The following is an 18,524-nucleotide window of genomic DNA, read 5'->3' as shown; positions in this document are numbered from 1 at the left end:
TTCACGCACCACCTCGCGCACCACTTCCCCCACCTCCCCTCCCAACCAGGAGTCTTTGGTGTCTCAGCACAGAGCTGTGCGTACGTCCCTCCTCTCCGCCGCCGTCGCGGTGACGCTGCTCGCCTCCGCCGGCCAGGCCGTGTCCCAGACCGCCGAGCGGCCCGCGCTCGCCGCCCCCGCCGCCGTGCCCGGCACCTTCACCTCCGGCGCGCCCGCCCCGAACCCCTTCGACGAGGTCGACCACCTCGCCTCGCCCAAGCAGGCCGCGCCCGCCACGGCCCAGGCCCCCGGCGGGCTGGCCGCCGACGGCCGCGTCCCCGGGGCCGCCCCGGCCGCCGCCGCTCCCGCCGAGCGCACCGAGCGCGCCGAGAAGAGCCGCAAGCTCGCCGCCGCCGCCCAGACCGCGGCCACCGCGCAGAGCGTCGCCGCGGGCGTCCCCTGCACCCTCGACGGGATCACGGGCCTGAGCCCCGAGCAGTTCGCCGACTTCCTGGCCGACCCGGCCGTCACCGCCGACGGCTGTCTGCGCGGGCTGATCTGGACCTGGGACGCCCGCCTGGTGCCCGTCATGTCCGACGCACACGTCCAGGCCGTCTCCCGCCGGATATCCGGCCTGGCCGCCGCCCACGACGGCCGTGACTCCTCGCACCTGGAGGAGATGTTCACGTACCTGCACGCGGCGATGTACCACGACTTCTCGCGCTCCGAGATCGACCTCACCGACGCCGCGACCGTCGGCGCGATGAGCAAGGCCGTCACCGACTTCGGCAATGCGGCCCGCACCTTCGACGCCACCGCCTCCAACGCCCGCACCCTGCGCGAAGCCCTCTACGCGACCGGCCCCGGCATGCGCCAGAGCCAGCTCGGCCTCGTCAAGAAGGTCCTGGCCACCCTGGACGCGTCGCACACCGCGACCAACACCGACGCGGCCTGGGGCGGCGCGGCCCTCGCCGCCCTCACCGTCAACTACCTCGGCGTGTACCCGGGCAACCAGGACAGCGCCTTCCAGGCCGCGGCCAAGGCCGACTCCGCGTACCGGGCCGCCTTCAAGGCCTTCGCCGGATACACCCACCTCAAGGGCACCGCCAACGAATGGGTGGTGCGCGACGCGCTCGGCGAGTACGGCCGCTTCGGCCAGATCGAGGGCCTCCAGGACCAGATATCCGCCGACCTCGGCGGCCTCCTGGAGCCGGTCAAGACCGCCTGGGGCAACGGCAGCGAGCCCTGGGCGAAGATCGTCTCCTGGCTGAACACCTACAACGCGTGCAAGCAGTACGGGGTGTGCAAGGAGGACATCGAGAAGATGCTCTTCCCGAACACGTACACCTACGACAACGGCGCCATCAAGGTCCGCACGGCCCTCGACCGGGCCACCGTCGACCAGCTCTACTACGCGAGCAAGCAGGTCAAGACGCAGTTCCACCGGGTGCTCGGGACCGACCAGCCCCTGGCCGGCGACCCCAACACCACGCTGAACATCGTGCTGTACGCCTCCCGCGCCGACTACGTGACCTACCAGACGATGCTGTACGGCTACGGCACCGCGAACGGCGGCATGTACATCGAGAACGGCGCCACCTTCTACACCTACCAGCGGCGCGTCCCGCAGGACTCCTCCCTCACCCTCGAGGAGCTCTTCCGGCACGAGTACACGCACTACCTCAACGGCCGGTACGCCGTTCCCGGGTTCTTCGGCGAGGGCCCCTGGTACGAGGGCGACCGCACCACCGCCATGGACGAGGGCACCGCGGAGTTCTTCGACGGCGCCACCCGCGACAACGGCATCGCCGTCCGCAAGTCCCTGGTCAAGGGCGTCATCGGCGACACCGCCGGCGGCGGCCCGCGGATGTCGGTCGAGCAGCTGCTGAACGCCACGTACGAGGGCGACGGATTCCGCTTCTACAACTACGCGGGCACGTTCTTCGAGTTCCTGTGGACCGAGAAGCCCTCGCTGCTGCGCGAGATGTACACCCACCTGCGGGCCAACGACGTCGCCGGGTACGACGCGTGGCGCCACCGGATGGGCGCCGACACCTACCTCCAGCGCGACTACGACCGCTTCCTGGACGCGCAGATCGCCAAGGTCGACCAGCTCTACGTGCCGAACACGGTCTTCACGCCCAACGACCGGCTGCGGGACTCCGCGCTGGCGAACGTGAAGTCGGCCTTCGCGACGGCCACGTACAACACCCCGGACTGCGTGGAGAACGGGGACCCGGGCAAGCGCCGGTTCACCTGCACCGGCCGGATCAGCGCGAACCTGAAGAACTGGCGCAGCGACGACCAGAACTTCAAGGACATGTCGGAGACGGTGGACTACTTCATCCTCGACCGGGCGGGCGCGGCCTCGAACAACCTGGCCGACATGAACTGCTCCTTCGGCCCCGTGGAGATCTGGACCGACCACAAGGCGGGGACGTCGAGTTACAGCTGTGAGGGTCCGCTGCGCAGCTGATCCCGCGACCGTGCCGGTCCCTTCCGCAACGGGGGGAGGGACCGGCACGCGGGCCGGTCCGCGGACCGGCCGGCCGACCTAGGCACCGACTAAAGAATGTGACATATTACTGCCGTGCCCAAGAGACATCCCCTGGACGTCGTGATCATCGGCGCCGGCGTCGTCGGAGCCGCGATCGCGTACTACGCGGCCCGCTCCGGACTCTCCGTGGCCGTCGTGGACCGCGGCCCCGTCGCGGGCGGCACGACGGGTGCCGGGGAAGGCAACCTGCTCGTCTCCGACAAGGAGGCGGGCCCGGAGCTCGACCTGGCCCTGCTGTCGGCCGGCCTGTGGCGCGAACTCGCCGCGGTCCTCCCGCAGGAGGTCGAGTACGAGGCCAAGGGCGGGCTCGTCGTCGCCCCGGACGAGGCTTCGCTGGGGGCGCTGCGAGATTTCGCCGAAGGCCAGCGCGCCGCCGGGGTCGAGGCCCTCGAGGCGGGGGTGGACGACCTCCGCGAGCTGGAGCCCCATCTGGCCCCGGGGCCGGTCGGCGGGTTCCTGTACCCGCAGGACGCCCAGGTCCAGCCGGCCCAGGCGGCGGCCAGGCTGCTGGCCGCATCGGGTGCTTCGGTGCACCTGGGGCAGGAGGTGACCGGGATCCTGACGGGGCCCGGGGGTGTCCGCGGGGTCCGCACGCGGGGCGGTGAACTCCTCGCCCCGGCGGTGGTGAACGCGGCCGGGACCTGGGGCGGCCGCATCGCGGAACTGGCGGGGGTGTCCCTGCCGGTGCTTCCGCGCCGCGGGTTCGTCCTGGTGACGGAGCCGCTGCCGAGGGTGGTCCGGCACAAGGTCTACGCCGCCGACTACATCGCGGACGTCGCGAGCGGCTCGGCGGCGCTCCAGTCCTCGGCGGTGGTCGAGGGCACGCCGTCGGGCCCGGTGCTGATCGGGGCCACCCGGGAGCGGGTCGGCTTCGACCGGTCCCTGTCGGTGGAGGCCCTGCGCCGCCTGGCGGCGCAGGCTTCGGCCCTCTTCCCCGTGCTGGCGGACGCCCGGGTGCTGCGCACCTACCACGGCTTCCGACCCTACCTCCCTGACCACCTCCCGGCGATCGGCCCGGACCCCCGCCTCCCGGGCCTCCTGCACGCCTGCGGCCACGAGGGCGCGGGCATCGGCCTGGCCCCGGCCACGGGCGTCCTGATCGCCGCCGCCCTGACGGGGGCGGAACCCCCGCTCCCCCTGCACCCGTTCCGCCCGAACCGCTTCGACCGGGACCCGGCCCGATGACCGCCCGCGGTACGGGTCCTCGCTGCGCGGGGCCGAAAGGTCCGGGGCTCGGCCCGAATCCGGGCCGGTGCGGCACCGCTGCGCGGGCGGGCGCCCGCACCGCCGCGCCTCAGCCTCAGCCCCGCCGGCGTTTGAGGCGCGGGGTCCGGGGCGGAGCCCCGGGAATCGGGAAGGGGCGGGGCGGGGAGGAGGCTCCGCGCAGCGGGGCCCTGTGCCCGCCCGCCGCACACACCACGCCGAAGGAGAACCGCCGATGAGCCGGACCCCCCGCACCCTGGTCGGCGGAGGCCCCTCGGCCACCTACGTCCTGCGCTTCGACGGCCGCGAGCTCACCGCCCAGGCGGGCCAGAGCATCGCCGCCGTGCTGTGGGGCGCCGGGATCCTCGCCTGGCGGACCACCCGCGAACGCGGCGCCCCGCGCGGGGCGTTCTGTGGGATCGGCAGCTGCTACGACTGCCTCGTCACCGTCAACGGCCGCCCGAACCAGCGCGCCTGCCTCGTCCCCGCCCGCCCCGGGGACACCGTCACCACCCAGGAAGGAACCGGCCATGCCGAGCTCGGCGTCTGACCACGCGGCTCCGGGCCCCGCAGCGTCCGGCCCCGCGGGGCCGCGCCCCGCGCCCGACCTCGCCGTCGTCGGCGCGGGCCCCGCCGGGCTCGCCGCCGCGGTCACCGCCGCCGGGCTCGGGCTGCGGGTCGTCCTTCTGGACGCGGGGGAGCGGCCCGGCGGGCAGTACTACCGGCACCCCGCGCCGGGCCTCGGGGCGGACCGTCCCGAAGCCCTGCACCACGGGTGGGCCGCCTTCGCCTCCCGTGAAGCCGCCCTCCGGGCCCACGAGGAGGCCGGCCGGATCACGTACCTCCCGGCCCACCACGTCTGGACCGTCGTACCGGACGGCCCCGCCTGGACACTGCACGCCGTCGCCGGCCCCGAGGAGGCGGCCGCCACCTTGCGCGCCCGGGCCGTACTCCTCGCCACCGGGTCCTACGAGCGGCAACTGCCCTTCCCCGGCTGGACCCTGCCCGGGGTGGTCGGGGCCGGCGGGGCGCAGGCCATGCTCAAGAGCGGGCTCGTACTGCCGGGCAAGCGGGTCGTCGTCGCCGGGAGCGGCCCGCTGCTGCTGGCCGTCGCCGGGTCGCTCGCCGCCGCGGGGGCCCGGGTGCCGGCCGTCGTCGAAGCCGCCGCGTACGGCGGTTACGTCGGCCACGTCCCCGCCCTGCTGCGCAACCCCGGCAAGCTCGCCGAGGCCGCCACGTACGGCAGCGCCCTGCTCCGCCGCCACATCCGGCTGCTGACCCGGCACGCCGTGACCGCGGCCCACGGCACCGACCGCGTCGAGGCCGTCACCGTGGCCCGCCTGGACCGGGACTGGCGGCCCGTGCCCGGCACCGCCCGCCGGATCCCCTGTGACGCCCTTGCCGTCGGCCACGGGCTCGTCCCCCAGCTGGAGCTGGCGACCGGCCTCGGCTGCGCCACCCGCCGCAGCGCCGACGGCGCCGCCGCCCTGGCGCTGGACGCCGAGCAGCGGACCTCCGTACCCGGCATCTGGTCCGCCGGCGAGACCGGCGGCGTCGGCGGCGCCCAACTGGCCCTGCTCGAAGGCGAGATCGCCGCCCGTGCCGTCGCCGGACGGCCCGTCCCCGCCGCCCTGGCCGGCCGCCGGGCGCGCTTGCGCGCCTTCGCCGAGGCGATGGGCGCAGCGCACCGCCCGGGCGCCGGCTGGACCGACTGGCTCCGCGAGGACACCGACGTGTGCCGCTGCGAGGAGGTCCCGGCCGGCCGGATCCGGGAGGCGGTCGCCGACCTCGGCGCGCGGGACGCCCGTACGGTCAAGCTCCTCACCCGGGCCGGAATGGGCTGGTGCCAGGGCCGGATGTGCGGACCGGCCGTCGCCGCCCTGGCCGGGGAGGACCCCGCTCCCGACCGGCGGCCGCTGTCCTGCCCGGTCCCGCTGCGCCACCTCGCCGAACTGCCCCCGGCGGACGGCTGATCCACCGGGTCGGAGCCCTTGTGGCCACCTCACACCCACTAGTAAAATGTCACACATCACTTAGGGAGCTCTCACATGACCGACGCGCACACCCCCGCGCCCACCACCGGTGCGGACACCCGCACCCGCCCCTGGCACGGCATCATGGTCGCCACCGCGCTGCCCCTGCGCGAGGACCTGAGCGTCGACTACGACGCCTACGCCGAGCACGTCGCCTGGCTGATCGCCAACGGCTGCGACGGCGTGGTCCCCAACGGCTCGCTCGGGGAGTACCAGACCCTTGACCACGAGGAGCGGGCCCGCGTCGTCCGCACCGCAGTCGAGGCCGCCGGCGACGGCGCCCGCGTCATGCCCGGCGTCGCCGCCTACGGCAGCGCCGAGGCCCGCCGCTGGGCCGACCAGGCCGCCGAGGCCGGGGCGGGCTCCGTACTCCTGCTGCCCCCCAACGCCTTCCGCGCCGACGAGGCGACCGTACGCGCCCACTACGCCGAGGTCGCCCGCGCCGGGCTGCCCGTCGTCGCGTACAACAACCCCATCGACACCAAGGTGGACCTGACCCCCGCCCTCCTCGCCCGCCTGCACGGCGACGGCAGCATCGTGGCCGTCAAGGAGTTCAGCGGGGACGTCCGCCGCGCCTACGAGATCGCCGAACTCGCCCCCGGCCTCGACCTGCTCATCGGCGCCGACGACGTCCTCCTCGAACTCGCCCTGGCCGGCGCCGTCGGCTGGATCGCCGGCTACCCCAACGCCCTGCCGCGCTCCTGCGCCGAGCTCTACCGGGCCGCCGTCGCCGGGGACGTCGCCACCGCGCTGCCGCTGTACAAGTCGCTGCACTCCCTGCTGCGCTGGGACTCCAAGACCGAGTTCGTCCAGGCCATCAAGCTCTCCATGGACCTCGCCGGACGCCCCGGCGGCGCCACCCGCCCGCCCCGCTTCCCCCTGACGGGGGAGACCGAGGCGGCCGTCCGCGCCGCCACCGAGAAGGCCCTCGCCGAGGGCCTCAACTAGTCAGTGGGGGAACCGGAATGCGTACGCGCCACATCTACCACGCGGTGGACTCGCACACCGAGGGCATGCCGACCCGGGTGATCACCGGCGGCGTCGGGGTGATCCCCGGCGCCACCATGGCCGAGAAACGGCTCCACTTCATCGAGCACACGGACCACGTCCGGACCCTGCTCATGTACGAGCCGCGCGGCCACTCCGCGATGAGCGGCGCCATCCTCCAGCCCCCCACCCGTCCCGACGCCGACTTCGGCGTGCTCTACATCGAGGTGTCGGGCCTGCTCCCCATGTGCGGGCACGGGACCATCGGGGTCGCCACCGTCCTGGTCGAGACGGGCATGGTGGAGGTCGTCGAGCCGGTCACCACCGTCCGGCTCGACACCCCGGCCGGGCTGGTGAGCGTCGACGTCCGGGTCGAGGACGGGGCGGCCACCGCCGTCACCCTCACCAACGTCCCGTCCTTCTGCGTCGGACTCGACCTGAAGGCCGAGGTCCCCGGCCACGGCACGGTCACCTACGACCTCGCCTACGGCGGGAACTTCTACGCCTTCGTCGACCTCGACTCCCTCGGGCTCCCCTTCGACCGGGACCGCAAGGACGAGCTGCTCGCCGCCGGACTCGCCGTCATGGACGCGATCAACGCCTCCGGGGACCGGCCCGTCCACCCCGAGAACCCCTCCATCGCCGGGGTCAAGCACGTCTACCTCGCCGCCCCCGGCTCCGACGCCCGCCGCTCCCGGCACGCCATGGCCATCCACCCGGGCTGGTTCGACCGCTCGCCCTGCGGTACCGGGACCAGCGCGCGCATGGCCCAGCTGCACGCCCGCGGCCTCCTCGAGCTCGGCGCGGACTTCGTCAACGAGTCCTTCATCGGCACCGAGTTCACCGGCCGGCTGATCGGGGAGACCACGGTGGGCGGGCTCCCGGCCGTCGTCCCCACCGTCACCGGGCGGGCGTGGATCACCGGCACCGCCCAGTACTTCCTCGACCCGTCCGACCCCTTCCCCGCAGGGTTCCTGCTGTGAGCGGCGGAACCGCCACCGTCCGGACCGTGGACTACCACACGGCCGGGGAGCCCTTCCGGATCGTCGACGTCGCCGCGGCCGGCCTGCCGCCCGTGCCCGGGGACACCGTCGCCGAGCGCTGCGCCACCGCCATCGGTCCCGGGGGCTCCGGAACGGCCCCGCGCCGGAGCCCGCTGGACGACGTACGGCGGCTCCTTGTGCAGGAGCCGCGCGGACACGCCGGGATGTACGGCGGGTTCGTCGTTCCCCCGGACGACGACGGGGCCCACTTCGGCGTGCTGTTCTGGCACAAGGACGGCTACTCCACCGCCTGCGGCCACGGCACGATGGCCCTCGGCGCCTGGGCCGTGGACACCGGCCGGGTCGCCGCCCCGGACGACGGGGACGTGCAGGTGCGGATCGACGCGCCCTCGGGCCGGGTCGCCGCGACCGTGCACCGCAGCGGCGGGCGCACCACCGGGGTCACCTTCCGCAACGTCCCGGCCCGGGTCGGCGCCCGCAAGGTGCCGGTGGCGACCACCCTGGGCATGGCGGAGGTGGACCTCGCGCACGCCGGCGCCTGCTACGCGTCCGTCGCCGCCCGGGACCTCGGCCTGGAGGTCACCCGGGCCGCGCTGCCCGAACTCGTCCGCGCCGGGCAGGAGATCCGGGCCGCGCTGGCCTCCCACCCCGGGACCTGGCACCCCGGCGGACCCCTGCTCTCCGGGGTCTACGGGGTGATCCTCCACGAGGAGCTGGCCGACACGCCCTTCGGGCCGCACCAGCGCAACGTCACCGTGTTCGCCGACGGGCAGATCGACCGCTCGCCCTGCGGCTCGGGGACCTCGGCACGGCTGGCGCTGCTCGCCGAGGACGGGCGGCTCGGGGTGGGCGAGGACCTGCTCCACGAGTCGGTGGTGGGCACGGTGTTCACCGGCCGGGTGGCGGCGGGGGGCTCCCGCGACGGCCTCGTCACGGAGGTCGCCGGCACGGCGTACCGCACCGGCGAGCACACCTTCGTACGGGATCCGCAGGACGCCCTCGGCGCCGGATTCCTGCTGTGATCCCGCAGTTCGAGGCGGAGGAGACGGCGGCGCTGCTCACCCCGGCCGCGGCCGCCGACGCGCTGGCCGACGTCCTGCGGGCCGGGCTGGACCCGGAGGCCTGTCCGCAGCGCTCGGCCATCCCCGTGCCGGGAGGCGGCGAGCTGCTGCTGATGCCGGCCGCGGCGGGGGCGTACGCCGGGGTGAAGATCGCCGGGGTGGCGCCCGGCAATCCGGCGCTCGGCCTGCCCCGCATCACCGGTTCGTACCTGCTGCTGGACGGGCCGACCCTGCGTCCGCTGGCCCTGTTCGACGGCGCGGCGCTGACCGCCCTGCGCACCCCGGCGGTCTCGGCGCTCGCCCTGCGCCACCTCGCGCCGGCCGGGCGGGCCCTGCGGCTGGTGCTCTTCGGCGCCGGCCCGCAGGCGTACGGACACCTCGAAGCGGTGCGGGCCGTACGGGAGTTGGCGCAGGCCGTGATCGTGGGCCGCGATCCCGTCGCCGCGGAGAAACTGGCGGAGCGCGCCCGCGCCCTCGGCGTCCCGGCCCGTACGGGCACCCCGGCGGACGTGGTCGGCGCGGACCTGGTGCTGTGCTGCACCACGGCCCGCGAACCCCTCTTCGACGGGCGGCTGGTGGCCCCGGGCGCGACGGTCGTCGCCGTCGGCTCGCACGAGCCGGACGCCCGGGAGACCGACACCGCCCTCGTGCGGCGGGCCGCCGTGTACGTGGAGTCGCGGGCGGCGGCGCTGCGCGAGGCGGGGGACCTGCTGGTGCCGGAGGCGGAGGGGGCCATCGGCCCCGGTCATATCAGCGGCACGCTGGCCGACCTGGTGACGGGCCGGATGCCGGGGGCCGGACCGCCGAGTTGTCCACAGCTCTTCAAGAGCGTGGGCATGGCCTGGGAAGATCTCGCTGTGGCGGTGGCGATGTATCGCGCCGCGGGAGGCACCACCGCTCGGGGAATAAGCGCAACGTGACATTGTACGCTGTTCCCTCTGCACTCGGTGGTGCGAAGGGTTTCGGAGGAACAGCAATGGGTGACCTGAAGCAGCACAGTCTCATCAAGGCTCAGGAACGGCTCCGCGACCAGGTCGGCCACGCCCTTCGAGCAGCCCTGATAGCGGGTGAACTGCGCCCCGGCAGCGTTTACTCGGCGCCCGGTCTGGCCGCCGAACTCGGGGTCTCCGCAACGCCCGTCCGCGAGGCGATGCTCGACCTGGCCCGCGAGGGCCTGGTGGAGCCCGTCCGCAACAAGGGCTTCCGGATCACCGAGGTCAGCGAGCGCGACCTGGACCAGTACACCGAACTGCGCACGATGATCGAGGTTCCGACCATCGGCCGGATCACGAAGATCGCCACGGCGGAGCAGCTGGAGGCGCTGCGGCCCATCGCGGAGGAGATCGTCACCAGCGCCCGCGAGCACAACCTCATCGGCTACCTGGAGGCGGACCGCCGCTTCCACCTGTCGCTGCTCGCCCTGGCGGGCAACGACCGCCTCGTCGAGACCGTCGGCGACCTGCGCAAGCGCTCGCGGCTGTACGGGCTGACCGGCCTGGACGAGGCCGGAAAGCTGGTCTCGTCCGCCGAGGAGCACATCGAGCTGCTGGACCTGATGATCGCCGGGGACGCGGAAGCGGCGGAGGCCTGCATGGTCCGCCACCTCGGCCACGTCCGCTCCCTCTGGGCCCAGGGCCGAGACGAGCCGGTCGGCCGCACCCCGGGAGGCCTGGGCTCGGGCGTCTAGGCGTCTATCCGTCCAGGCGTCCAGGCGTCTGGACGGATCCGTGGGGCTGCGCGGGGGCGCGGGGGCACCCTCAGCCGTCGAGCCAGCGCCGGCGCCCCGGGCCGGTCGGGTGCGTGCCGGTGACGCCCGTGACCATCGAGTAGAGGCTGGTCTGCGCGGTGATGAAGAGGCGGTTGCGCTTGGCGCCGCCGAAGGCGATGTTGGCGACCGTCTCGGGGACGTTGAGCCGTCCGATCAGGGTGCCGTCGGGGTCGTAGCAGTGCACCCCGTCGTCCATCGCGGCGACCCAGAGCCGGCCGCCGTCGTCGAAGCGGAGGTTGTCGAAGCGAGCCTTCCCGGGCGCTGCTTCGGCGAAGACCTTGCCCTCGGACAGCGTGCCGTCGTCGCGTACGTCGAAGACCCGGATGAAGCCCGCCCGGGTGTCGGAGACGAACAGCTGCCGCTCGTCCAGGGAGAAGACCAGCCCGTTGGGCGCGCCGAAGCCGTCGGCGACCAACTGCACCGCGCCGGTGGCCGGATCGACGCGATAGACGTTGTTGGCCCCGATCTCGCTCTGCGCGCGGTGGCCCTCGTAGTCACTGGTGATCCCGAAGTCCGGGTCGGAGAACCAGATCGAACCGTCGGACTTCACCGCCGCGTCGTTCGGGCTGTTCAGGCGTTTGCCGTTCCAGCGGTCCGCCAACACGGTGATGGTGCCGTCGTGTTCGGTGCGCGTGACGCGGCGGTTTCCCTGCTCGCAGGTGATCAGCCGGCCCTGACGGTCGAGGGTGTTGCCGTTGGTGTGCCCGGCGGAGCGGCGGAAGACGCCGACGGCGCCCGTTTCCTCGTCCCAGCGCAGCATCCGGTCGTTGGGGATGTCGCTCCAGACCACCTGCCGCCAGGCAGGCAGGTATATCGGCCCCTCGGCCCAGCGGCAGCCCGTGTACAGGACCTCCAGTGCGTCATCACCGTTCATGCACCGCCCGGTTCGGAACCGGTCGTCGAGCATCTCGTACAGCCCGGGGCGCTGGCTGGTCATGGGGCCCTTCCCTTCCTGGCGGTCGTAGACCGAATCTCATCTGGTCTATGACGAAGATTGCGGGATGATCTATGGTCCACGCCAGCAGATTCCGAATGAAGAGGCGTGGATCACACCGGCCGCCGCCGGCCGCTCCGCCGCCGGAACCGCTCGCCGTGATCTGACGCCGGGCTCGTCCCCCCCGGGTCGTGGCCGATGCCCCCAACGGCGCCCCGATCGGCCGGATTTGGACACGGCTGGGTAACGGCGGCACCAACCTCTTGTCAGTACAATTTCACATTACTATGTTACCGGTCACATCATAGAGCGCGGCCCTTCACTGGAGTGACCCATGACCAAGCGCACCCAACTCGCCCTCGCCACCGCCCTGGTGGCCGCACTCGCACTCGGTGCCTCGGGCTGCTCCGACCCCAAGAAGGGCTCCACCGGCGCCGGCGCGAGCAACCCCGCCGCCGCCAACGACGGCAAGGTCCTCGGCGGCGCCCCCGTCAAGGGCGGGACCCTGACCGTCCTGTCCAACCAGGACTTCGCCCACCTCGACCCCGCCCGCAACTGGGTCATGCCGACGATGGACTTCGGCACCCGCCTCCTCTACCGCACGCTCGTCACCTTCAAGGCCGAGCCCGGCAAGGCCGGCAGCGAGCTCGTCCCCGACCTCGCCACCGACCTCGGCACCCCCTCCAACGGCGGCAAGACCTGGACCTTCACCCTCAAGGAGGGCGTGAAGTACGAGGACGGCTCGCCGATCAAGGCGCAGGACATCAAGTACAACGTCGAGCGCTCCTTCGCCCCTGACCTCACCGGCGGCCCCGACTACGCCGCCCAGTACCTGGCCGGCGGCGAGGGCTACAAGGGCCCGCTCCAGGGGCAGCACCTCGACTCCGTCAAGACCCCCGACGACCGCACCATCGTCTTCGAACTCAAGCGCCCCGTCGCCGAGTTCTCCGCCACCGCCACCCTCCCCACCTTCGCCCCGGTCCCGCAGTCCCAGGAGAAGGGCACCCAGTACGACGCCCGCCCGTTCTCCTCCGGCCCGTACAAGATCGAGTCGTACGACCGCGACAAGAAGCTCGTCCTCGTCCGCAACGAGCACTGGGACCCGAAGACCGACACGGTCAGAAAGGCCTACCCCGACAAGTTCGTCGTGGTCATGGGCCTCAAGGGCGGCCAGATCGACGACCGCATCATCGCCGGCGAGGGCGCCGACGCCTCCGCCGTCCAGTACGCCGACATGCGCCCCGAGAGCGCCCCGAAGGTGCTGCCGAAGCCGGACGTCAAGGCGCGCCTGCTCGCCGAGTCCCAGGGCTGTACGGAGATGCTGCAGCTGAACAACTCCCGCGCCCCCTTCAACGACCCGAAGGTCCGCGAGGCCCTCCAGTACGCCGTCGACAAGGAGGCCATCGTCACCGCGGGCGGCGGCCCGGCCCTCAACGAGGTCGCCACCGCCTACCTGCCCCCGGCGCTCTCCGGCGGCAAGCAGGCCGACACCCTGAAGATCGCGCCTGCGGGCGACCCGGCCAAGGCGAAGGAACTCCTCAAGGCCGCCGGCAAGGAGACCCTGAAGGTCTCCCTCGCCGTCTCCACCGGCGACAAGGGCAAGGCCGAGGCCATCCAGCAGGGCCTGTCCCGCGCGGGCATCGAGGTCGTCATCGACACCGTCGACCCCGGCGCGTACTACGACGTCATCGGCGACCTCTCCACCACCCCCGACATGACCCTCACCGGCTGGTGCCCCGACTACCCCTCCGGCTCCACCTGGATCCCGTTCGTCTTCGACGGACGCACCATCAAGGACAAGGGCAACCAGGGCAACTACAGCCAGTTCCGCGACGAGGCCACCATCAAGCGGATCGACGAGATCAACGCCATGGCCGACGCCAAGCAGGCCAACCAGGCCTGGATCGACCTCGACGCCGAGATCATGAAGAAGTCCCCGGCCATCCCGATCCTGCTCGAGCGCAAGCCGCTGCTCGTCGGCCCCAACATCGCGGGCGCCTACGGCCACCCCGTGTGGACCGGCACGATCGACTACGGAACGGTCGGCCTCAAGGACCCCTCGAAGAGCCAGGGCTGAGGAAGACGGAAACCCCGACACCATGACCACCACCGCACCCGGTGCCGGCGGCCAGCCGGCCCCGGCTCCGGCTCCGGGCGGGGCACCGGCCCCCGGCGCAGCCGAGGACGGTCCCGCGGCGGCAGCCACCGGCAGCAGCCCCTGGCAGCTCGCCCGGCGGGAGCTGCGCCGCCGTCCCGCCGTCCGCGTCAGCCTCTGCGTCGTCCTCCTCTTCGTCCTGATGGCCGTCACCGCCCCCTGGCTGGGCGCGCTCGGCGGCTGGTCCCCCGAGGAGTTCGACAAGTCCGCCATCGACCCCTACCTCGGCGGCCAGCCCCTCGGCTCCTTCGGCGGGATCAGCCCCGAGCACTGGCTCGGCGTCGAACCCGTCACCGGCCGCGACCTGTTCGCCCGTGTCGTCCACGGCGCCCAGGTCTCCCTCCTCATCGCCTTCGCCGCCACCGCCATCGTCGTGGTCACCGGCACCGCCGCCGGGATCGCCGCCGGCTACTTCGGCGGCCGTACCGACGCCGCCCTGTCCCGGCTGATGGACCTGACCATGTCCTTCCCGTCGCTCATCTTCATGATCGCGATGCTGTCGGTGGCCAAGGACGTCAACCGGATCGTGCTCATGACCGCCGTCATCGGCCTCTTCGGCTGGCCCGGCGTCGCCCGCGTCGTCCGCGGCCAGACCCTCTCCCTCAAACACCGCGAGTACGTCGACGCCGCCCGCGTCGGCGGCTCGAGCTCCTGGCGGATCCTGACCCGCGACATCCTCCCGGGCGTCTTGGGCCCGGTCATCGCCTACACCACCCTGCTCATCCCCGGCATGATCAGCACCGAGGCCGCGCTCAGCTACCTCGGCGTGGGCGTGCGCCCGCCCACCCCGTCCTGGGGCCAGATGATCGCCGAGTCCGTCGCCTTCTACGAGACCGACCCCATGTACTTCGTCATCCCGAGCACCTTCCTCTTCCTCGCGGTACTCGCCTTCACCCTGCTCGGCGACGCCCTGCGCGACATCCTCGACCCGAGGGGCGGCCGCACGTGATCCTCTACCTCGGACGCCGGCTGCTCGCCCTCGCGGGCGTCCTGCTCGCCATCGCCGCCGTCACCTTCCTCATCTTCTACGTCCTGCCCTCCGACCCGGCCGCGGCCGCCTGCGGCAAGACCTGCAGCGCCGAACGGCTGGCCGACGTACGGGAGTACCTGGGCCTCGACCAGCCGGTGTGGCGGCAGTTCGGCGACTTCCTCACCGGCATCTTCACCGGCCGCACCCTCGGCACCGGCCAGTACGCCGTCCAGTGCGACTTCCCGTGCCTGGGCTACTCGTACGAGAACTCCCTGCCCGTGTGGGACCTGCTGATGGACCGCCTCCCGGTCTCCGCCTCCCTCGCCGTCGGCGCCGCCGTGCTGTGGCTCGCCCTCGGCCTCGGCGCCGGGGTCACCGCGGCCCTGCGCAAGGACACCGCCACCGACAAGGCCCTGATGGTCGGCGCCGTCGCCGCCGCCTCGCTGCCGGTCTACTTCACCTCCGTCATGCTCATCTACGGGGTCATCCGCGTCGCCGGGCTGCTGCCCTACCCCACCTACCAGGCCTTCACCGACAACCCGGGCGCCTGGGCGGCCAACCTGCTGCTGCCCTGGACGGCGCTCGCCCTGCTCTACGCGGCCATGTACGCCCGCCAGAGCCGCGGCTCGATGATCGAGGCCATGGCCGAGCCGTACATCCGTACCGCCCGCGCCAAGGGCATGCCCGAGCGCACCGTCGTCGTCAAGCACGGGCTGCGCTCGGGGATGACCCCGATCCTCACGATCTTCGGCATGGACCTCGGCGGGCTGCTCGCCGGAGCCGTCATCACCGAGTCCATCTTCGGACTCCCGGGCATCGGGCGGCTGTTCTACGGGGCCCTGGTCAGCTCGGACCAGCCGGTGGTCCTCGGGGTCACGCTGCTCGCCGCCTTCTTCATCGTCGTCGCCAACCTCGTCGTCGACCTCCTGTACGCCGTCATCGACCCGAGGGTGAGGTACTGATGGCCGCCCCCCTGCTGGAAGTGCGCGATCTGCGCGTCACCTTCACCACCCCGCGCGGCCGCGTACGGGCCGTCGACGCGCTCGGCTTCACCGTGGAGGCCGGGCGGACCCTCGGCATCGTCGGTGAATCCGGGTCCGGCAAATCGGTCACCTCGCTCGCCGTCATGGGCCTGCACCGGGGCGCCGAGGTCGGCGGCTCCATCGCACTGGCCGGGCAGGAGCTCACCGGCCTGTCCGAGAAGGAGCTCTCCCGGCTGCGCGGCCGGAAGATGGCCATGATCTTCCAGGACCCGCTGTCCAGCCTGCACCCCTACTACACCGTCGGCGAGCAGATCGCCGAGCACTTCCGGGTGCACTTCAAGTCCGGCCGGGCCGCCGCGCGCCGGCGCGCCGTCGACATGCTCGGCGAGGTCGGCATCCCGGAACCGGCCCGCCGGGCGGGGGAGTACCCGCACCAGTTCTCCGGCGGCATGCGCCAGCGCGCGATGATCGCCATGGCGCTGGCCTGCGAACCCGATCTGCTGATCGCCGACGAGCCCACCACCGCCCTCGACGTGACCGTGCAGGCGCAGATCCTGGAGCTCATCGCCCGGCTCCAGCAGGAGCGCGGCCTCGGCGTCGTCATGATCACCCACGACCTGGGGGTCGTCGCCCGCGTCGCGCACGAGGTGCTGGTCATGTACGGCGGCCGGGCCGCCGAACAGGCCGGCGTCGACGAACTGTTCGCCGACCCGGCGCACCCGTACACCCGGGGCCTGCTCGACTCGCTGCCCCGGCTGGACGACGCCGACGACGAGCCCCTGCGCGCCATCCCCGGCTCGCCGCCCTCCCTGCTCGCGCCCGCCCCCGGCTGCGCGTTCGCCCCGCGCTGCCGCCTCGCCGCCGCGGGCACCCCGGAGCAGCAGCGCCGCTGCGCCACCGAGCGGCCCGAGCCACGGCCCTACGGGATCGCCGGGCGCACTGCCGCATGCCATTTCACGGGGGCCGACGCCGAGCCGGCCCCTGCGTCCACCCCGATCGCCCTGACCACCCCGACCGCCCAGACGGCCCCGACCGCCCCGGAGGCGTCCCGATGACCGTAGAGGCCCGCCCCCCGGACACCACGCCACGGACGGCCCGTGCCGGGACGGACCCGGCGCCGCCCGATCCGCTGCTGTCCGTACGCGATCTCACCATGGCCTTCCCCGGCAGACGCTCCGCGTCCGGGCGCCGGGGGGCGCCCGTGCGCGCCGTCGACGGGATCTCCTTCGATCTGGCGGCGGGCGAAACCCTCGGCCTGGTGGGCGAGTCGGGCTGCGGGAAGTCCACCACCGGCCGGATGCTGGTGCGGCTGCTGGAGCCCACCTCGGGCAGCATCGCCTTCGACGGACGGGACATCACCCGGCTTCCGCAAGGAAGACTCCGTCCGCTGCGCCGCCACCTCCAGATGGTCTTCCAGGACCCGCACTCCTCCCTCAACCCCCGCCAGACGGTGGCCCGGATCATCTCCGACCCGCTGCTCGTGCAGGGCTGGTCGGCCTCCGACGCGCGACGCCGGGCGGCCGAGCTGATGGACCTGGTCGGGCTGATCCCGGAGCACATCGACCGCTACCCGCACGAGTTCTCCGGCGGCCAGGCCCAGCGCATCGGGATCGCCCGCTCACTGGCCACCAGCCCCCGGCTGATCGTCGCCGACGAGCCCGTCTCCGCGCTCGACGTCTCCGTCCAGGCGCAGATCGTCAACCTGATGGAGCGCCTGCGCCGCGAACTCGGCCTGGCCTACGTGTTCATCGCGCACGACCTGTCCGTGGTGAAACGGGTCAGCGACCGGGTCGCCGTCATGTACCTCGGCCGGATCGTCGAGATCGGCGAGAAGCGCACCCTGTACGAGAACCCCCAGCACCCGTACACCCGGGCGCTGCTGTCCGCCGTACCGCTGCCGGACCCGGCGGCCGAGCGGCGGCGGGAGCGGATCGTGCTGCTCGGCGACCCGCCGAGCCCGGCCGCACCGCCCCCGGGCTGCACCTTCCACCCGCGCTGTCCGAAGGCGCAGGAGCTCTGCCGGACGGAGCGCCCGCTGCTCCGGATCGCCGCCTCGCGCGAGGTGGCCTGCCACTTCCCCGGTGACTGACGGGGATCCAGGGGAAGAAAGAGGAGGCCTCCGGAGCCGACACGATCGGCTCCGGGGGCCTCCCGCCGTCCGCGGTACGACCGGCCGATGACATGATCGCGGCGTGATCGGTGAGAACGGTGGACCACCCCGTCCGGCCCCCGTGCCGTACGTCCTCTTCGACGTCGACGGGACGCTGATCGACGCGGTGGCCAACCAGCGTCGCGTCTGGGAGGCGTGGGCGGCGCGCCACGGGCTCGACCCCGCCGCCGTCCACCGGGTGGCGCTGCGGACGCGTCCCCTGGAGACCTTCGCGGAGGTGGCCCCGGAGCAGGACCCGCAGGCCTGCCTGGCTGCGCTGCACGAGCTGGAGGACGAGGACGTCCGGTCCGGTGTCTACGGCGCCTTCGACGGCGCGGTGGAGCTGCTGGCCGGCCTGCCCGCGGGCCGCTGGGCACTGGTGACCTCGAACTACGAGCACCGGGTGCGCGGGCGCTTCGCCCGGACCGGCCTGCCGGTCCCGGACGTCGTCGTGGACGCCGCCTCCGTCGCCGAGGGAAAACCGTCGCCGGTGCCCTACCTGCTGGCCGCGGAGCGCCTCGGTGCAGCGCCGCAGGACTGCCTGGTCATCGAGGACGCGCCGTCCGGCGTCGAGTCGGGGCTGCGGGCCGGGATGACGGTCTGGGGTGTCAACACGCCGACCCGGGTGGACGGGGTGCACCGGCATTTCACCAGCCTGTACGAGGCGGTGCCGGCGATTCTCGCCTTCGCGCGTGGAGCGCACCGGGACGTCACCGGCTGAGCGACGTCACCGTCCGGGCG

16 protein-coding genes are annotated in these 18,524 nt (G+C 73.2%); 15 read left to right on the top strand and 1 reads right to left on the bottom strand.

Annotated elements, in window-relative coordinates; translation table 11 throughout:
- Positions 1-58 precede the first annotated feature (58 nt).
- The 9 genes from OG299_RS10860 to OG299_RS10820 all read left to right on the top strand — a co-directional run bounded on the left by OG299_RS10860 (position 59) and on the right by OG299_RS10820 (position 10,511).
- Positions 59-2,455, top strand: coding sequence for a collagenase (locus OG299_RS10860; RefSeq protein WP_327361368.1), 2,397 nt, complete (start codon positions 59-61; stop codon positions 2,453-2,455).
- Positions 2,456-2,569: 114 nt separating this feature from the next.
- Positions 2,570-3,721 (top strand): NAD(P)/FAD-dependent oxidoreductase, encoded by a 1,152-nt coding sequence (locus OG299_RS10855; RefSeq protein ID WP_327361367.1) that lies wholly within the window; start codon positions 2,570-2,572, stop codon positions 3,719-3,721.
- A 253-nt stretch (positions 3,722-3,974) separates the two neighbouring features.
- Complete coding sequence (locus OG299_RS10850; protein ID WP_327361366.1) at positions 3,975-4,289, top strand: (2Fe-2S)-binding protein; 315 nt, start codon at positions 3,975-3,977, stop codon at positions 4,287-4,289.
- Complete coding sequence (locus OG299_RS10845) at positions 4,270-5,712, top strand: FAD/NAD(P)-dependent oxidoreductase (protein WP_327361365.1); 1,443 nt, start codon at positions 4,270-4,272, stop codon at positions 5,710-5,712. Before OG299_RS10850 ends, OG299_RS10845 begins: the two co-directional genes overlap by 20 nt.
- Before the next feature lie 75 nt (positions 5,713-5,787).
- Positions 5,788-6,720: a dihydrodipicolinate synthase family protein gene (locus OG299_RS10840; RefSeq protein WP_266634138.1), complete on the top strand. Its 933-nt coding sequence runs from the start codon at positions 5,788-5,790 to the stop codon at positions 6,718-6,720.
- Positions 6,721-6,737: 17 nt separating this feature from the next.
- Positions 6,738-7,742, top strand: coding sequence for a proline racemase family protein (locus OG299_RS10835; protein WP_266634140.1), 1,005 nt, complete (start codon positions 6,738-6,740; stop codon positions 7,740-7,742).
- Positions 7,739-8,785, top strand: a complete 1,047-nt coding sequence (locus OG299_RS10830; RefSeq protein WP_327361364.1) for a proline racemase family protein — start codon at positions 7,739-7,741, stop codon at positions 8,783-8,785. The genes OG299_RS10835 and OG299_RS10830 overlap by 4 nt, the downstream gene beginning before the upstream one ends.
- On the top strand, positions 8,782-9,744 hold the full coding sequence (locus tag OG299_RS10825; protein WP_266634144.1) for an ornithine cyclodeaminase family protein: 963 nt from the start codon (positions 8,782-8,784) through the stop codon (positions 9,742-9,744). The genes OG299_RS10830 and OG299_RS10825 overlap by 4 nt, the downstream gene beginning before the upstream one ends.
- A gap of 56 nt (positions 9,745-9,800) precedes the next feature.
- Positions 9,801-10,511: a GntR family transcriptional regulator gene (locus OG299_RS10820; RefSeq protein ID WP_327361363.1), complete on the top strand. Its 711-nt coding sequence runs from the start codon at positions 9,801-9,803 to the stop codon at positions 10,509-10,511.
- A 70-nt stretch (positions 10,512-10,581) separates the two neighbouring features.
- Here OG299_RS10820 and OG299_RS10815 read toward each other — a convergent pair whose 3' ends face one another.
- The gene (locus tag OG299_RS10815; RefSeq protein WP_327361362.1) at positions 10,582-11,529 is read right to left on the bottom strand and encodes an SMP-30/gluconolactonase/LRE family protein; all 948 of its coding nucleotides are present in this window, start codon (positions 11,527-11,529) and stop codon (positions 10,582-10,584) included.
- Positions 11,530-11,860: 331 nt separating this feature from the next.
- Between OG299_RS10815 and OG299_RS10810 the strand changes: the two genes are divergently transcribed.
- From OG299_RS10810 to OG299_RS10785, 6 genes are all read left to right on the top strand, one after another.
- On the top strand, positions 11,861-13,603 hold the full coding sequence (locus tag OG299_RS10810) for an ABC transporter substrate-binding protein (protein ID WP_266634150.1): 1,743 nt from the start codon (positions 11,861-11,863) through the stop codon (positions 13,601-13,603).
- Positions 13,604-13,625: 22 nt separating this feature from the next.
- On the top strand, positions 13,626-14,630 hold the full coding sequence (locus OG299_RS10805) for an ABC transporter permease (RefSeq protein WP_327361361.1): 1,005 nt from the start codon (positions 13,626-13,628) through the stop codon (positions 14,628-14,630).
- Positions 14,627-15,613: an ABC transporter permease gene (locus OG299_RS10800; RefSeq protein ID WP_266634154.1), complete on the top strand. Its 987-nt coding sequence runs from the start codon at positions 14,627-14,629 to the stop codon at positions 15,611-15,613. Before OG299_RS10805 ends, OG299_RS10800 begins: the two co-directional genes overlap by 4 nt.
- Entirely contained in the window at positions 15,613-16,689 is a 1,077-nt protein-coding gene (locus OG299_RS10795) for an ABC transporter ATP-binding protein (protein WP_266634156.1), read from the top strand. The genes OG299_RS10800 and OG299_RS10795 overlap by 1 nt, the downstream gene beginning before the upstream one ends.
- Before the next feature lie 98 nt (positions 16,690-16,787).
- Entirely contained in the window at positions 16,788-17,723 is a 936-nt protein-coding gene (locus tag OG299_RS10790; protein WP_266635822.1) for an ABC transporter ATP-binding protein, read from the top strand.
- Between the two features lie 103 nt (positions 17,724-17,826).
- On the top strand, positions 17,827-18,504 hold the full coding sequence (locus OG299_RS10785) for an HAD family hydrolase (RefSeq protein WP_266634158.1): 678 nt from the start codon (positions 17,827-17,829) through the stop codon (positions 18,502-18,504).
- Positions 18,505-18,524: the final 20 nt, after the last annotated feature.

Source organism: Streptomyces sp. NBC_01296 (assembly GCF_035984415.1).
Lineage (GTDB): Bacteria > Actinomycetota > Actinomycetes > Streptomycetales > Streptomycetaceae > Streptomyces.
The sequence above is the reverse complement of the archived record's forward strand: the minus strand, read 5'-3'. Positions and strand labels throughout refer to the sequence as shown.

What these genes read in the sequence shown, in the direction of transcription:
- OG299_RS10820 (WP_327361363.1), top strand. Translation starts at nt 9,801, where the DNA reads ATGGGTGACCTGAAGCAGCACAGTCTCATCAAGGCTCAGGAACGGCTC.
- OG299_RS10835 (WP_266634140.1), top strand. Translation starts at nt 6,738, where the DNA reads ATGCGTACGCGCCACATCTACCACGCGGTGGACTCGCACACCGAGGGC.
- OG299_RS10815 (WP_327361362.1), bottom strand. Translation starts at nt 11,529, where the DNA reads ATGACCAGCCAGCGCCCCGGGCTGTACGAGATGCTCGACGACCGGTTC.
- OG299_RS10840 (WP_266634138.1), top strand. Translation starts at nt 5,788, where the DNA reads ATGACCGACGCGCACACCCCCGCGCCCACCACCGGTGCGGACACCCGC.
- OG299_RS10850 (WP_327361366.1), top strand. Translation starts at nt 3,975, where the DNA reads ATGAGCCGGACCCCCCGCACCCTGGTCGGCGGAGGCCCCTCGGCCACC.
- OG299_RS10795 (WP_266634156.1), top strand. Translation starts at nt 15,613, where the DNA reads ATGGCCGCCCCCCTGCTGGAAGTGCGCGATCTGCGCGTCACCTTCACC.
- OG299_RS10810 (WP_266634150.1), top strand. Translation starts at nt 11,861, where the DNA reads ATGACCAAGCGCACCCAACTCGCCCTCGCCACCGCCCTGGTGGCCGCA.
- OG299_RS10790 (WP_266635822.1), top strand. Translation starts at nt 16,788, where the DNA reads ATGGCCTTCCCCGGCAGACGCTCCGCGTCCGGGCGCCGGGGGGCGCCC.
- OG299_RS10845 (WP_327361365.1), top strand. Translation starts at nt 4,270, where the DNA reads ATGCCGAGCTCGGCGTCTGACCACGCGGCTCCGGGCCCCGCAGCGTCC.
- OG299_RS10805 (WP_327361361.1), top strand. Translation starts at nt 13,626, where the DNA reads ATGACCACCACCGCACCCGGTGCCGGCGGCCAGCCGGCCCCGGCTCCG.